Consider the following 14484-nt stretch of genomic DNA (forward strand, 5'->3'; position numbering starts at 1 on the left):
ATTATGGAAATACGCTCAAGGCATTCAAGGCGAAATGAGAATTATTACTGAAAATCTATTAGCATTTTAATACATAACATATACTACTTTGTAAACCTTCACAAAATAAACTCACAATAACTATTTGCAACAGTGCCTGCATTATTTCCAGCATCTTCAAATAATGCAATAAAAGTTGCTGCATGGTTAGTGAAAGAAAGAAAAGCGAATGTTAATATGCATAGTAATATTTTTAAGGACACTCCTTTAAATACGGCTGCACGTTATGGACATTATGAAGTGGCAGAATATCTAATAGCAAAAGGAACTACAGCAAACGGTTACGAGGGAGCTTTGCTAGGACCGCCTTTATATGAAGCTGTAAGCGGTAAGTACTTGAATGTAGCAAAACTATTACTTGAGAAATGAGCTGCGGTTGATCAAAGAAAATCCGGAGAAACACCTTTACATGCGGTTGCTAAAAACGTTCGATATACTTCTAAAAATATTACGGATGATGAAATATATAAACTGTTATTATCATATGGTGCCGATATTAATGCAAAAGTAGAATTTAGAGGAGTAGGGTTTAGTATATATGACGGAAAAACGATATCAGAAATAGCAGAATTTAAAGTAGAGTTAGCCGGTGAAGGTGAATAATAACGGAAGAATAATCATTTTCTGAGATATTACTAGACGGTAGTTATTGACAAGTTTAAGAAAAAGTTTTATATTCTTCACAAGTTTAAGAAAAAGTTAATAGTGTATGTCTAAAGCTAAAGCAAAAACCGCTTCCAAAAACAACCCAACTTCTAGGGAACAGGCTAAAGAATATTTGCATAACGGTCAGAAAATCAAACCGGTAAAGCTTATTGCTGCTCACAATTCCTTTCTAGCTGCTGAATATGAATCTTCCGGGGAGTTAGTCGTAGGAAGTAACGATCAACCATTACCTTGGGGACTAGTTAAAAGCTTATCTTAATTACTTATAAACAATATATCTTCTATATAATCGGGGATGTAGCTCAGGGGTAGAGCATCTGCTTTGCACGCAGAGGGTCAAGGGTTCGATTCCCTTCATCTCCACCAGTTCCTATAAGGGTTTTAGAGATTTTGGAAATTTAGCAAAAACTTTGAATGTTCTTTTTATGTTCCAAAATGTCTAATTTTTGTATTAAATCTCTTTTAAATTCCGAATTTTAAATATCATCAAAAAAACTAACTTTGTATACTTCTTAAAACAATCTCAATTCCTTTATTTATACTTTTAATTAAATTTCTACTACATTTTTAAAACTCCTGATTATTTCGTCTATAGCTCATTTTTAACGAAATATTAAAATTTATTCTTAATATACTAACTTTTGGTAGCAAAATTAGTTCTACGCTTACTTGCCTTATTCTAGAGAGTTCTTTTATACAAAGTGATGGATTAAAATTAATTGCAGAATTTTTACAACAAAACTCTAAGCTTATTTCACTTGATTTAAGCAGCAATCATTATTTATATCCTAGAGCAATTGAACCGATTGGTAAAGCTTTAGAATTTAATGATACATTAAAGTATCTTAGTGAGTATGTCGAGCATGATAGGTTTATTGGTGTTACCATGCCGACTTTACATAAAATAGATAAAAGTTATTATAATTTAGATGTGGGGTATTTAAGCAGGCTTATTACTTCAGAATTTAATGAAGAAAGATTTTTAGCGTTAGCTATTTTGATTATGCAATATCAGAAAGCACAAGATAAAGAGTTTTTTATAATTTTTATTTAAACAATATAAAATACGTAAATAATTGGAATTTAGTGGATGCATCAGCTCATCACGTTGTAGGAGCTTATTGACGGTATAAAGAAAAGGATTATCTTTTTACATTCACAAAATCGGAAATTCTTTGGGAGAGATGAATAGCTATGGTTGCTACTTGGTATTTTATTAAAAATAATCAATTAGATACAACTTTTGAAAATAAAATACTCTTAAACGATAAACATGATTTAATGCATAAAGCAATAGGTTGGATGCTACGTGCAGCAGGAAAAAAAAGATGAAAAACAGTTAATAGATTTTTTGGATCGTTATATATCACAAATGCCAAGAACCGCAGTTCGTTATGCAATAGAGAAATTTCCTGCAGAGGTGCGTAAGAATATTTTACAAAAAAAATAACTTATGCTAATATCCTATTTTAATTTATTATAGGTGCTATTATGCTAAAAACTTTATTAGTTGGTTTTATAACTTTAATTTGTGCAGTAAGCTATGCTGATAACCAAGCAGCTCAAAATCCTAATTCTACAAATTCTTCTTCTGATCAGCCCGGTGATCTATTACCTGCAGAAGCAGCCGTGAACTTTGTACAGCCTTGGGCAAGACCTACAACAAATGTGCAAGGTAAAGTTAGCAATTCTGCTATGTATTTTACATTAATAAATAGTAGAAGTAAGAGTTATAATTTAGTGAATATATCTTCAGATAAGATAAGTGGAATAGAAATTCATCAAACAATTAATGATCAAGGGGTTAGTAAAATGGTAAAAGTCGATTATCCATTTTCAATTGCAGGTAATATTAACGTTGATTTTAAGCCTGGGGGCATGCATATTATGCTTTATGACCCAAAAGTAGATTTAAATGTAGGAGATGAGTTTAAAATAACTTTTTTCTTTGATGACAATACACGAAAAATAGTGGATGTTAAAGTAGCAAATGACAATCCTTATAATAAAACAGGGCATTAAATGTCATACCGCGAGCTTGTAGCGGTATCTCAGAATACAGCCTGTGATACAAGATCCTGTGGTCAAGCCATGGGATGACAAATGCACAATATACATGACCCTAGAAATTACCAGAAGTGAGTTAATTAAATCTAAACTTATAGATGTTCCTGAACGCTGCGGGGTTTATCGAATGTTTGAAGTTAACAAACAGGTTATCTATGTCGGTAAAGCTAAAAATTTAAAGAAACGTCTTACTAATTACATTAAAAGCGATTTAGATAATAAGACGCTTCGGATGATTGCAAATACTTGTTTTTTAGAGTACAGCATTACTAATTCCGAAGTTGAGGCACTACTTTTAGAAGCCCAGCTAATCAAAAAATTTCAGCCGAAATTTAATATTCTGCTTAAGGACGACAAATCTTTTCCTTTCATTAAGTTACGTTTAGATCATGATTTCCCGCAATTGCTAAAATATCGCGGTAAGATTCTAAATGATGGAAAATTTTTTGGTCCTTTTGCTTCCGCCACGGAAGTTAACACTACTTTAACGGAATTGCAAAAAATCTTTAAATTACGTTCCTGCACGGATAATTACTTTAATTCACGTACTCGTCCTTGTCTGCAATATGAAATAAAATGTTGTTATGCTCCTTGTGTCGGTAAAATAAATAAGGAGGACTATATGGACTTAGTAGCTCAGGTTAAAGATTTCTTACAAGGTCGTACTAAAGCACTCCAAGAGAACCTATCTAAAAAGATGGAAGAGCTAAGTAGTCAGATGCGTTTTGAAGAGGCGGCAGAAATTAGAGACCGTATTAAGGCACTTAGTTATGTGCAGCTTAAGGCAGGTGTTGCAGATATTGTTAAAGATACAGATATAATCGCTATTGTAGAAAAGAACGGACATTATTGCGTAGAAGTGTTTTTATATAGGGCAGGGCAAGCATGCGGTAATATTCCTTATTTTCCTACTTCTACTGAAAATAGTACCAAAGAAGAAGTATTAGAATATTTTTTATTACAATTTTATCAAAAACAACAAGTGCCTGCGGAAATTATCATTAATCATGGCATTAATGATAGAGAGAATGTGATAGAGGCGATTAAGAAAATCAATAATATTACTAAACTCAATATTATAATACCTATTAGTGGAGGTAAAGCCAAGCTAGTTCAGAATGCCGCAATAAATGCTTTATTCTCTCTAGAGCAATATTTGAAGAAATTTGCAAAAAATCAAGAGATTATGCTTGAAATCAAAGAGCTATTTGGTCTTCCTGAAATTCCTGAAAGAATTGAGATTTATGATAATAGCCATATTCAAGGTAAGTTTGCCGTCGGCGTTTTGGTAGTTGCTGGTAAAGCCGGTTTTGATAAAAAGGAATATCGGGTTTTCTCATTATCGTCCCGCGACTCTTCATTATTATCTCACGCCTCCCCATTGTCATCCTGCGACTTGATCGCGGGATCCAGTACATTAACAAACCCTATGGATACCGTGGACAAGCCACGGGATGACACCAGAAGTACGCATAATGATGCTGTAGGTGACGATTATGAAATGCTCAGGCAAGTTTTAATACGAAGATTAACTAGACTGAAGAATGAGCAGCATAAATTGCCAAGCTTGATGATTATAGATGGTGGCAAAGGGCATTTAGGTATTGTTAAAGAGGTAATGGATAAATTTGAAATGAATATTCCTTTTGTTTGTATGTCAAAAGGAGTAGATAGAAATGCCGGCATTGAGCAATTTCATATGACAGGTAAAGAAGTATTTACTCTGGATACAAATTTGCCGATTATGAAATATTTACAAATCTTGCGGGATGAGGCACATAATTTTGCCATAAAGAATCATAGACTAGGTAGATCACGTGCTATAAAAATATCAAGCCTTGATAACATAGAGGGCGTAGGTGAAACTCGTAAAAAAGCATTGCTGCACTATTTCGGTTCTTATAAAGCAGTATGTGATGCAACAATAGATGAGCTTACTAAAGTAAACGGTATTAACAAGTCACTTGCCGAGCTGATTTTTAGAACGTTGCATAAGAGCTGAGGAATAATTACTCATAATGTCCCCACATGCTAAGTATTTTTATAATTTTTTTGATCCTCTAATATTTCATAAACCAGTCTATGTTGTAAATTAATTCTTATAGAACGTTTACCAACTAAATTACGATAAAGTTTTTTACTATTTAATGGTGTTGAATTTATTGTTAAGAATTTACATAAATTTTCTGCTTTATCGGCTAATTTAACTGCTTTTAAATTTTGTATATCTTCAATTGCTTTTTTTGTGTACAGTATAGTATATATCATTTCCACGCCTCTTCATGGCTAATACATTCTTCTAACGATTCTTTACTAGCTTCAAGAATTCTTTTTACTAAGCCTGGTTTAGAGTACAAATATAAAGTTTCTTGTAATCCTTCGTAGTATTGTTCTGATATGATGACCGCATTATTACGTTTTCCCTTTATATAAATAGACTCATGAGTTTTATTTGTTTCATCAATAAGAGTACATAATTTAGCTCGTGCTTGTGAACTTGTGTAAATAGCCACAACCACAATATTATCCCTAGAAAAGTTTTGCTCTTAAGTGTACCATATTATGTACGTAATAGCAATAACTATCAGTTTCACATAGAAAAAACTAATTTTATAACTCATGATATAGAATTGGCAGCATAAGGATTTACCTAACTTTGAATATGATCAGAAGCATACTTGATGTCATGCCCGCAAAAGCGGGAATCCATTCACTCAAAAGTCTAGACATACTAAATTGTAAAGATTAAAAGCTCGATTTATCGTGCTTTATGCTGGATTTGCGCTTTTGCGGGAATGACATAGAGCCATAATTCCCCCGTCCTAAAATAAATATTATCAGACTCACCATCGTTCCTATAAAAACCCCTTTAAGGTTGAAATACTGCAACGATAAAGAATAATATTCCCATATTAAGAAAGTAGCTGCTCCACCAAGTGATGATAAGAGCATTATAGTTTTAGATGTTCTGATACCGAAAAGCGTTGTTATTAACGGTACTAATATTACCGGTCCCCAGAAACCGGTAAAAAACACTACTAAATCAATTACATTACTAAATTTTAAAGCTACAATTATCGCAAAACTTCCTATTATAACATTAATAATTCGGGCAATTAATAATAATTTTTGCTGATTTTTTACTTTAAGTATAGGGTTAATTATGTCCTTAACGAGAGCTATAGCAGTAATGTTTAAATCAGAATCGGCAGTAGACATAACGGCAGCTAAGAGTCCGCTCATTACTACCCCTTGAATTAAAGGTGGAATAATTTGGTTGATTAAATAAGGTAATACTAAATTTGACGGTTGGTTTGGATAAAGCTTATAAGCAATGAAACCGTTTAAAGTAATGCAAATCAAGAAGAAAAAATATATAGCGGATTTTGCATATATTGCTTTAGTTGTTTGTGTAGGATTTTTATTAATTAAAGCTCTTTGGATAAATGTAGGATATAGATTCATGACGCTAAAGCTTAAAGCTGCTGCAATCGTATAAGAAAGTAGGTTGCTCTGATCAAAATTTGCATTTTCCGTAGGTAGGTTATTAATAAAATCTATAAAACCGATTTTATTTGAACTTATAAAAGTTATAGTCGGTATAGCGATTATCATCGCCAAAAATTGTAGTAAATTAGTAAAAACAATAGACTGTAAGCCGCCAATTGTAGTATATATAAGTACTATACTATAACTTAAAATTACTCCATTTACATAATTTATTTCTAAGATATATTGAAAAATATAGCCGCTGACGCTTATTTGAGCAGCCAAAAACCCTACTGAAACGATAACCGAACTAACCCCTCCGATAAAACGACCGATATTACCGTAATATGTACTCAGGATATCACCGATACTTTCAGCTCCGTAATGTTTGGCAATTAAAGGCACTATATAGATTGCAATTAATATATCTATAGGTATTGTAAGCATCAAAGCATAAGCATAATATTCGTGTCCTAAAAAAACCTTTTCCATAATGCCGAAAGTGGTAGCACCTCCGACAGAGCTTGCAAATATTGTAGCTATTAATAACAGCTTACTATTTTTCGCTTTACTGTCAACATTTGCATAGTTCTTAAAACTACTATGTTTAGCTCGGTAATATATACCAATAAGTAGAATAGATATTAGGTATATGAATACGGTAATATTATCAATAGGTAAATTAAACATAAATTAGATTTTAAAGCTCAAACTTAGCATTTGTTCACAATAATATATATATTTAGTTAAGAATGCTAGATTTATAATGATGTGTCATAATCTGTTCCAAGAAGTTCAGTATCCGGTGTCCAAATATCTTGGTTGGATCATATTTATATATTTTACCATGGGGTTTAAAATGTTTTGAGTAGTTTTGTTCTTTAGGGGATAGTTAGCGTTTGATTAAGTTGCAGTTTTTATATTTTTAAAAATACCTATTTTAAGTTGCAGCATAATTAACCTTTATTTATGTAAAAAGTAAGATAATTATTAATATTAATCAATAATTATTTCAAATAAAACATAATAAAAAAGAATCTTTCTTGAGATTGCTTTGTCAAAATTTTCAATTTTTGCTTAGCTCAGACGGAAAAACCAACCCACGCAACAATGTCGGTTCGCAATGACAATAAAGACACAAGTTAATAATTTAACTTCTATTTGTTAAAAACGCTTGACTCCTTGATATTCCTATAATATCCTATAAATTACCATAAAATCCCAAATTAACCCAAATTATACCAATGAATGTATTTTTATCTAAGTATGTAAATGGTGTTGATAAAAAGAGTAGGGTATCAGTGCCGGCGAATTACCGTGCGGTACTAGGGAAAGAACTATTTAACGGCGTGATTGCTTATCCGTCGATTAGGAATAATTGTATAGAGGCGTGTGGTATTTCGCATATCGAGAAATTAAAGCAAATGATCGAGACGCTTGATCCTTATTCCGAGGAGCGTGATGCCTTTGAGACTATGATATTTGGGGAAGCCGTCCAGCTTTCGTTTGATGGGGAGGGAAGAGTAATATTGCCGCAATCGTTAATGAAGCATGCAGGGATCGAAGAGCAAGCATGTTTTGTAGGTAAAGGGGTGATTTTTGAGATTTGGCAGCCGCAGAATTTTGAGAAATATTTAAATTCTGCTCAAAAAATTGCTCATGAACAGCGGTTAACTCTACGGAATGCAAATTGATGTTACAGCCCCATATACCTGTAATGCTAAGCGAAGTATTGAAGGTTTTAGATCCAAAAGGCGGTGAGTCTTATTTGGATTGTACGTTTGGAGCAGGAGGATATAGCAAAGCAATATTAGAAAGCTGTGACTGTTATGTCGTAGCTTTGGATCGTGATCCAAACGTGATTAAAAAAGCTGAAGAAATTAAGCAAAATTACGTTGAGAGATTCAATTTTATAGAAACGAATTTTGCGGATAGTTTTGCAAAGCTTAAGGAAAAAAAATTTGATGGGATAGTGCTGGATTTAGGTGTCTCATCAATGCAGTTAGATATAGCATATAGAGGATTTTCGTTTTTGCATGACGGACCACTAGATATGCGTATGAGCGGGCAAGGGTTTAGTGCCGAGGAATTTGTAAATACGGCAGAGGAAAAAGAAATTGCCGATATAATTTATAAATATGGTGATGAGAGCTTTTCACGAAGAATAGCTAAGAGAATCGTGGAATATAGAAAAACGGCAAGAATTGATAGTACGGGCAAGCTCGCTGAGATTGTAAGGAGCAGTATAGGATTTAGAAAAGGCAAAATTGATCCTGCAACTAAAACCTTTCAAGCTATTAGGATTTATATAAACGATGAACTTGGGGAGTTAGAGCGGTTTTTAGTGAATGTCAAAAATATATTAAAGAAAGATGGACGTTTAGTTTTGGTGTCTTTTCACTCTTTAGAAGACAGGATAGTGAAGAATTTCTTTAAAGAAAATTCGGAAAAGCTGGTAGCAAGGTCAAAATATGCTAAAGACGATATAATAATTGATCCAAATAAATGGCTTAAGATTATTACTAACAAAGCTCTAGCACCCTTAGATAAAGAGATAAGGATTAATGTTAGAGCGAGATCGGCAAAGCTTAGAGCCGCAAAAAAGATACTATAGCCTATGTCATTGTTGTATGGCTTGATTTATGTCATTCCAGCGTCGGCGGGCATCCAGTACTTTGTCATACCGCGACTTGATCGCGGTATCTAATTTATTATTTTTAGATCCCGTGGTCAAGCCACGGGATGACACCCTAAAGCTTTGGATTCCCGCCGACGCGGGAATGACAGCGAGTAGGTTTTTTGAGCCACTCAGGCAATGCTGCTTTTACCTAGGTATGATATCGCATGCTTTTAAAAAATTGTCTAAGTATTATAGGAAATACAAGAGTAATTTAGTTATGACTATAAGAAAGTTGCACTATTTAACATTATTAATAACAATTATAGTAATATGTAGTTTGTTTAGCATAAAGGAGAGAGTCTCAACTCTTGATTATCAATTAAGTAGCGTTGTAAAACAGATAAATAGTGAGAATAATAATATTCATATTTTGAAAGCAGAGCAAGCTTATCTACTTTTGCCGGCTAGATTGGCAAAACTTGCAGCAGCTTATTTAAAATTAGAAACAGTGAAATCTTATCAAATGATAAAAGATCCGTTAGGATCAAATATCGATCAAAATATTAAATTTAATCATAATATTAGTATTTCAAAGAGTAGTACATGGCGTTACAAAAGAATTAAGAATAATAAGTATATACAGACTGTTTCGAGTAGAGTGAAGGATGCTCAATGAGCTTCAAAAATTGGCTGCGTCGTCTTATAAGTTCTGCGGTGCTCACGTATTAGTCTCCACTCCTCGTCTTATGGACTCCTTGCTCTTTTTGAAGTTGATCTTCGTATCTTAGTAGGATTGTTGCATGGCTTTTATAAACGTCATTATAAATAATATATGAAACAAATTTTAGAAAAATGGAAATCTGCAATTAAAAGTCTAATAATTTGGAATGTTTGTAGTAAAAATACAAAAATCCGATTATTAATGGTTATTTGTGGCTTTTCTTTTCTTTTTTGTACTTTATCTTACAGATTGATAATCGTTGCTACGAATGTTTACGATAAAAATATTAATTCCTTTAAAAAAAATCATCAATTTAGAAAAGAAATAGTTGATCGAAACGGTAATTTATTAGCAGTTAACCTACCTTCTGCCTCATTATTCGCTAATCCACAAATAGTTCTCGATCCTGAAACTTCCGTAAAAAAACTAGCAGAAATTCTACCTGATATTAATAAAGCTAAATTACTTGCGGAACTTAAATCAAATAAAAGCTTTATATGGGTAAAAAGGGATTTATTACCTAGTCAGCAGGAAAAAATAACTAGCCTTGGGTTACTTGGTTTTGAATTTGAAGAAGAGCAGAAACGCATTTATACTTTTTCTAATTTATTGTCGCATGTTGTCGGTTATGTAGGTAGAGATTCAGTAGGGCTTAGTGGCTTAGAACTCGCTTATGATAAATATTTAACTAATTCTGATTATGAATTAAACGACCCAAAGAATAGGAAAGAACCGCTTCAATTATCTATTGATATCAGATTACAAAGTATTTTAAGTGAAGAGATTGATAAAACTTTAAAGCAATTTAAGGCCATAGGAGCAGTAGGCATTATTGCCGATCCAAATAATGGCGAGATTTTAGCATTAGTAAATAAGCCTGATTTCGATCCGCATCATCCGAGTTTAGCAAAACCGGAAGAGTTGTTTAATATAGCAAGTCTCGGCATTTACGAAATGGGTTCGGTGTTTAAGGCATTAACTATGGCAGTTGGTTTTGATACTGGTGCAATAAATATGAATGATGCTTATGATATAAGTTATATGAAAGTGGGAGGATTCCAGCTTAAGGATTATACGCCAAGGCAAGGGTGGTATAGTGTGCCTGAGATTTTTCTATATTCTTCAAATATTGGCACAAGTCAAATTATGCTTGAAATCGGTAAAAGCAATTTTAAAAAATACCTTAAGAAATTAGGTCTATTAGATCAGTTACAAATAGAATTACCTGAACGAGGTACTCCATTATTTCCTTCCGAGAAAAGATGGAATGAGTTAACTAGTGTTACTATGTCGTACGGCTACGGCATTTCAATTAGTCCTTTGCATTTTGTTAGAGCAATGTTACCGGTCATTAACGGCGGTACTTTATATGATATTACTTTATTAAAAAGAAAGGATGAAAAAGTAATAGGTACAAAAGTTTTTAGTGAAAATACCTCTACCCAAATGAAGAAATTATTTAGGTCGGTAGTAAAAGAAGGTAACGGTAAAAGAGCAGAGGTCAAAGGCTATCTTATCGGCGGTAAGACCGGTACGGCAGAAAAACTTTCACAAGGTGCAGGGGGAAAAAAGAAATATCTAAAAAATAGTAGAGCTTCATCATTTTTAGGTATGCTGCCCGCATCTAACCCGCAATATATTATTTTTATTAGATTTGATGAGCCGAAACCGACTAAAGAAAGCTTTGGCTTTGCAACGGCAAGCTGGACGGCTGCCCCTACTGCCGGTAGAGTGTTTGAGCGTATGATATCTTTATATGGTTTAGAGCCGATAGAACAAAGTGAGGAAGAGAGTTGAAAATATTACCTAATAACTATAGATATCATCATTGCGGGCGACTGACTCTATAGGAGTTGTTGTATGGTTCGGTTTATGTCATTTCCGCTTACGCGGGAATGACATACTGAACGTTCTTACAACACGAGTGCAAGCCACTATATAACATTTAGTAAGGAGGTTTTGATGTCAAAAAATAAAAAAAACAAATAAACATACTAACACTACCCCTATCAGGCATCTTAAGTCTTTTAATTTCCCATTAAAAAGAAATAACATTATGACAAAACAACTGTTTTTCTTCTTAAATTCCGATGAACAAGAAGAATTAGAGCTTAGCGGTGATGATAAAAGACCTAACCCTAATTATAGTGAGTTATTGTAGAGTCTATATTCATTTTTTAAAATTGTACAAAATAGAAAATTAATTTATATTTTGTATACTAGTGTCATATCGTGGCTTGACCACGAGATCCAGTTCAAATGACCATATAAAATGTTGTTTATATGGATTCCGCGAATCAGGTCGCGGAATGATAACTAATTGTAGTATAACACAGTACAAAACACATAACAACAAACTATTCATGTTAAAAATAAAACAGGACATATATAAAAATAGCTTACAAGTAATATTAAAATTGCTGTTTGCTTTGCTATGTTTTTTTATAATATTATTGCCGTTAGTGAGTTATAAAATAAATAGCCAAAGCAGAATTTTTCCGGCAATGGAAATTATGTTTATTTATTATTTCATGTCTTTATATTCCTTAAATATTTTTAGCATATTTTTTCTCGGTCTATTGATCGATCAAGTAAGCGGTATGCCTATCGGTACAAATTCGTTAGTTTTTTTGTCGGCATATATAATATATAAACTCGCTTCAAAATTTTTTATAGCTAAAAACTATTTGATAAATTTTGTTGTTTTTTGTGTGTATTGTTTATTTATATTGAATTTTAAATATTTACTAATAACAATTAAGAAGCTAGAAGCAGACGAATATTTAATAATTGTCTTTCAATTTTTAACAACTATATTTTTTTATAATATAATTCGTCTTATACTTGACGCTCCTATGAATTATTTTAAAAAGCATGCTAAATAAAAAAATACTACATGGTGAGTTAATTTCACGAAGGGCCTTTATAATCGGGTTAAGTAAACTCGGATTTTTATCACTGCTTGGAATCAGAATGTTTTATTTGCAGCTTATTAAAAGTGCAGAATATAAGACTTTATCAGATAAGAATCGTATTAATTTTGTTGTACTTCCGCCGACCAGAGGAAGAATTTATGATTTAGACGGCAGTATCTTAGCTACTAATAAACCATGTTATCAGCTAGTAATAGATAGGAGCATTAATAATAATTATCGGGATGAATTAGAAATAATTAGTAATATTCTAAATTTATCTCCGGAAAAATATAATTATATTAAGCAAAAAATTAAAAAATCTAGTCGCCACACTCCTTTAATAATACTTGATCAGCTTGATTGGCAGCAAGTATCAATGATTGAAGAACAAAAGCATAAACTGGCTTCAATATTCATTGATATAGGATATTTAAGGTTTTATCCTTTTTCAAGCACTACTTCTCATTTAATCGGTTATCTAGGTCAAATAAATGAACAAGAGAAGCAAGAGTTAAATATACATAGCTTAAGCGATTTTAATATTGGTAAATCCGGTATCGAAAAATATTACGATAATAAATTACGAGGAAAATTCGGTTATAAAAAAGTTGAAATAAACGCTTACGGTAAGCAGGTAAGAGAAATAGCAGGAACCCCTACTAAATCTGGTGAAGATATGTATTTAAATATCGATGCTTCTCTTCAGCACAATATCCAGCAATATTTAAATCCTAAAGGTTCTTCGGCAATAGTTATGGATACTAGAACTGGAAACATACTAATTTGTGCTTCCACACCGGGTTTTGAATCAAATAATTTTAGTAAATTATCGGAAAATTATTGGCAAAGTTTAATGAGCGATCCTTATAAGCCTTTAATTAATAAGGTAATACAAAGCTCGTATCCCCCAGGTTCGGTTTTTAAAATAATTACCGTACTTGCAGCCCTTGAAGTAGGCATGAATCCTAATAAAACCGTTTTTTGCGACGGTAGCTCTGCTCTTGGTACTAATAGCTTTAGATGTTGGAATCATAGCGGGCATGGGACGGTAGATATGATGTCTGCTTTAAAGCATTCTTGTAATATTTATATGTATGAACTCGCAAGAATAGTAGGTCCGGATAAAATTCTTGAAGTTGCAAGAGAATTTGGTCTCGGCTCAAAGACCGGTATTGATTTAGCTCCTGAAAGTAGTGGATTTGTACCGTCAAAAGAGTGGAAAAAGCAAAAATTACAGCTTCCTTGGTCAATAGGTGATAGCTTTAATTTAGCAATCGGGCAAGGATTTTTAGGAGTAACGCCGATGCAGCTTGCAAGATTTATTACGGCTATTGCAAGTAACGGTAAACTATATACGCCTAGAATATTAAAAAATGATTCGGAATTTTATAATGTTAATATTAAGCCTAAAAATATCAAAATAATACAAGAAAGTTTATATAATACTGTGAATGTTGCGGGAGGTACGGCGTATTATAATAGAATTTTAGGTGAAAATAGGCAGCTTGCTGGTAAAACCGGTACTTCCCAAGTACAAGGCAAACTAAAAGCTAAAGACGATTTAAGCCGTGACTCTATTGCCTGGGAAAGGCGTAATCATGCTTTGTTCTTAGGATTCGCTCCTTATCACGATCCTCGTTATTCCGTTACTGTTTTTGTTGACCATGGAGGAGGCGGTAGTCAAGCCGCCGCCCCAATAGCTCGTAAAATCATGTCTGACGTGCTGGATAAGTATACTCGCTGAATTTGAAAAATTGGCTTAGTTGTACTTGACTATAGTATGTACGCTGCGGTTAAAAGCTTCAAAACCGATTCCTCTGTTCCAAATTGAGCTTCATATACCTACCATACGCGTCAAGTTAAGGGATGTTTATAAGTTTAAGAGAAGATAAAGTAGATTTTTTTGTTTTCCTATATTTATCTTTTAAGCAAAAACTTACCCAAGCTATTCGTAAATTTTTAAAGAA

15 protein-coding genes, 1 tRNA gene and 2 pseudogenes are annotated in these 14484 nt (G+C 32.9%); 15 read left to right on the forward strand and 3 right to left on the reverse strand.

Annotated features, from left to right (window positions below; genetic code table 11):
- Window positions 1-132 precede the first annotated feature (132 nt).
- The 9 genes and pseudogenes from ACKTSD_RS03420 to uvrC all read left to right on the forward strand — a co-directional run bounded on the left by ACKTSD_RS03420 (window position 133) and on the right by uvrC (window position 4774).
- Window positions 133-408, forward strand: a complete 276-nt coding sequence (locus tag ACKTSD_RS03420; protein WP_412708017.1) for an ankyrin repeat domain-containing protein — start codon at window positions 133-135, stop codon at window positions 406-408.
- 66 nt (window positions 409-474) lie between these two features.
- A pseudogene (locus ACKTSD_RS03425) lies at window positions 475-642 on the forward strand (hypothetical protein); the annotation flags it as partial.
- Between the two features lie 106 nt (window positions 643-748).
- Window positions 749-964 (forward strand): hypothetical protein, encoded by a 216-nt coding sequence (locus ACKTSD_RS03430; protein ID WP_412708018.1) that lies wholly within the window; start codon window positions 749-751, stop codon window positions 962-964.
- Window positions 965-996: 32 nt separating this feature from the next.
- Window positions 997-1071: transfer RNA gene (locus tag ACKTSD_RS03435), tRNA-Ala, on the forward strand.
- 520 nt (window positions 1072-1591) lie between these two features.
- Entirely contained in the window at window positions 1592-1759 is a 168-nt protein-coding gene (locus ACKTSD_RS03440; RefSeq protein ID WP_412708019.1) for a hypothetical protein, read from the forward strand.
- 32 nt (window positions 1760-1791) lie between these two features.
- Window positions 1792-2037, forward strand: a pseudogene (locus tag ACKTSD_RS03445) (DNA alkylation repair protein).
- On the forward strand, window positions 2015-2155 hold the full coding sequence (locus ACKTSD_RS03450; protein ID WP_412708020.1) for a DNA alkylation repair protein: 141 nt from the start codon (window positions 2015-2017) through the stop codon (window positions 2153-2155). The pseudogene ACKTSD_RS03445 and the gene ACKTSD_RS03450 overlap by 23 nt, the downstream one beginning before the upstream one ends.
- Before the next feature lie 41 nt (window positions 2156-2196).
- A complete protein-coding gene (locus ACKTSD_RS03455) occupies window positions 2197-2727 on the forward strand; it encodes a copper chaperone PCu(A)C (protein WP_412708021.1) in 531 nt (176 codons plus the stop codon).
- 94 nt (window positions 2728-2821) lie between these two features.
- Window positions 2822-4774 (forward strand): excinuclease ABC subunit UvrC, encoded by a 1953-nt coding sequence (uvrC, locus tag ACKTSD_RS03460; RefSeq protein WP_412708029.1) that lies wholly within the window; start codon window positions 2822-2824, stop codon window positions 4772-4774.
- A gap of 29 nt (window positions 4775-4803) precedes the next feature.
- Here uvrC and ACKTSD_RS03465 read toward each other — a convergent pair whose 3' ends face one another.
- From ACKTSD_RS03465 to ACKTSD_RS03475, 3 genes are all read right to left on the reverse strand, one after another.
- Window positions 4804-5040, reverse strand: coding sequence for a toxin of toxin-antitoxin system (locus tag ACKTSD_RS03465; RefSeq protein WP_412708022.1), 237 nt, complete (start codon window positions 5038-5040; stop codon window positions 4804-4806).
- Window positions 5037-5285: a type II toxin-antitoxin system Phd/YefM family antitoxin gene (locus tag ACKTSD_RS03470; RefSeq protein WP_412708023.1), complete on the reverse strand. Its 249-nt coding sequence runs from the start codon at window positions 5283-5285 to the stop codon at window positions 5037-5039. The genes ACKTSD_RS03465 and ACKTSD_RS03470 overlap by 4 nt, the downstream gene beginning before the upstream one ends.
- A gap of 232 nt (window positions 5286-5517) precedes the next feature.
- Window positions 5518-6951, reverse strand: coding sequence for a sodium:solute symporter family protein (locus ACKTSD_RS03475; protein WP_412708024.1), 1434 nt, complete (start codon window positions 6949-6951; stop codon window positions 5518-5520).
- 554 nt (window positions 6952-7505) lie between these two features.
- Here ACKTSD_RS03475 and mraZ point away from each other — a divergent pair.
- The 6 genes from mraZ (at window position 7506) to mrdA (ending at window position 14261) form a co-directional block, all read left to right on the forward strand.
- Window positions 7506-7955, forward strand: a complete 450-nt coding sequence (gene mraZ, locus ACKTSD_RS03480) for a division/cell wall cluster transcriptional repressor MraZ (protein WP_014412583.1) — start codon at window positions 7506-7508, stop codon at window positions 7953-7955.
- A complete protein-coding gene (gene rsmH / locus ACKTSD_RS03485; RefSeq protein WP_412708025.1) occupies window positions 7955-8875 on the forward strand; it encodes a 16S rRNA (cytosine(1402)-N(4))-methyltransferase RsmH in 921 nt (306 codons plus the stop codon). The genes mraZ and rsmH overlap by 1 nt, the downstream gene beginning before the upstream one ends.
- Before the next feature lie 283 nt (window positions 8876-9158).
- Window positions 9159-9557 carry a cell division protein FtsL gene (gene ftsL, locus ACKTSD_RS03495; RefSeq protein WP_456237194.1) on the forward strand — a complete coding sequence of 133 codons (399 nt, stop codon included), beginning with the start codon at window positions 9159-9161 and terminating at the stop codon, window positions 9555-9557.
- 156 nt (window positions 9558-9713) lie between these two features.
- The gene (locus tag ACKTSD_RS03500; RefSeq protein WP_412708026.1) at window positions 9714-11399 is read left to right on the forward strand and encodes a peptidoglycan D,D-transpeptidase FtsI family protein; all 1686 of its coding nucleotides are present in this window, start codon (window positions 9714-9716) and stop codon (window positions 11397-11399) included.
- Between the two features lie 566 nt (window positions 11400-11965).
- Complete coding sequence (locus ACKTSD_RS03505; protein WP_412708027.1) at window positions 11966-12487, forward strand: hypothetical protein; 522 nt, start codon at window positions 11966-11968, stop codon at window positions 12485-12487.
- Window positions 12477-14261 (forward strand): penicillin-binding protein 2, encoded by a 1785-nt coding sequence (mrdA, locus tag ACKTSD_RS03510; protein ID WP_412708028.1) that lies wholly within the window; start codon window positions 12477-12479, stop codon window positions 14259-14261. Before ACKTSD_RS03505 ends, mrdA begins: the two co-directional genes overlap by 11 nt.
- The last annotated feature ends 223 nt before the right edge of the window (window positions 14262-14484 follow it).

It is taken from the genome of Candidatus Rickettsia kedanie (genome assembly GCF_045865205.1).
GTDB lineage: Bacteria > Pseudomonadota > Alphaproteobacteria > Rickettsiales > Rickettsiaceae > Rickettsia > Rickettsia australis.

Excerpts from the sequence above, each read along its gene's own strand:
- ACKTSD_RS03440 (WP_412708019.1), top strand. The coding sequence starts at position 1,592 with ATGCCGACTTTACATAAAATAGATAAAAGTTATTATAATTTAGATGTG.
- ftsL (WP_456237194.1), top strand. The coding sequence starts at position 9,159 with ATGACTATAAGAAAGTTGCACTATTTAACATTATTAATAACAATTATA.
- ACKTSD_RS03465 (WP_412708022.1), bottom strand. The coding sequence starts at position 5,040 with ATGATATATACTATACTGTACACAAAAAAAGCAATTGAAGATATACAA.
- mraZ (WP_014412583.1), top strand. The coding sequence starts at position 7,506 with ATGAATGTATTTTTATCTAAGTATGTAAATGGTGTTGATAAAAAGAGT.
- ACKTSD_RS03455 (WP_412708021.1), top strand. The coding sequence starts at position 2,197 with ATGCTAAAAACTTTATTAGTTGGTTTTATAACTTTAATTTGTGCAGTA.
- rsmH (WP_412708025.1), top strand. The coding sequence starts at position 7,955 with ATGTTACAGCCCCATATACCTGTAATGCTAAGCGAAGTATTGAAGGTT.
- ACKTSD_RS03500 (WP_412708026.1), top strand. The coding sequence starts at position 9,714 with ATGAAACAAATTTTAGAAAAATGGAAATCTGCAATTAAAAGTCTAATA.
- ACKTSD_RS03475 (WP_412708024.1), bottom strand. The coding sequence starts at position 6,951 with ATGTTTAATTTACCTATTGATAATATTACCGTATTCATATACCTAATA.
- ACKTSD_RS03430 (WP_412708018.1), top strand. The coding sequence starts at position 749 with ATGTCTAAAGCTAAAGCAAAAACCGCTTCCAAAAACAACCCAACTTCT.
- mrdA (WP_412708028.1), top strand. The coding sequence starts at position 12,477 with ATGCTAAATAAAAAAATACTACATGGTGAGTTAATTTCACGAAGGGCC.
- ACKTSD_RS03505 (WP_412708027.1), top strand. The coding sequence starts at position 11,966 with ATGTTAAAAATAAAACAGGACATATATAAAAATAGCTTACAAGTAATA.
- uvrC (WP_412708029.1), top strand. The coding sequence starts at position 2,822 with ATGACCCTAGAAATTACCAGAAGTGAGTTAATTAAATCTAAACTTATA.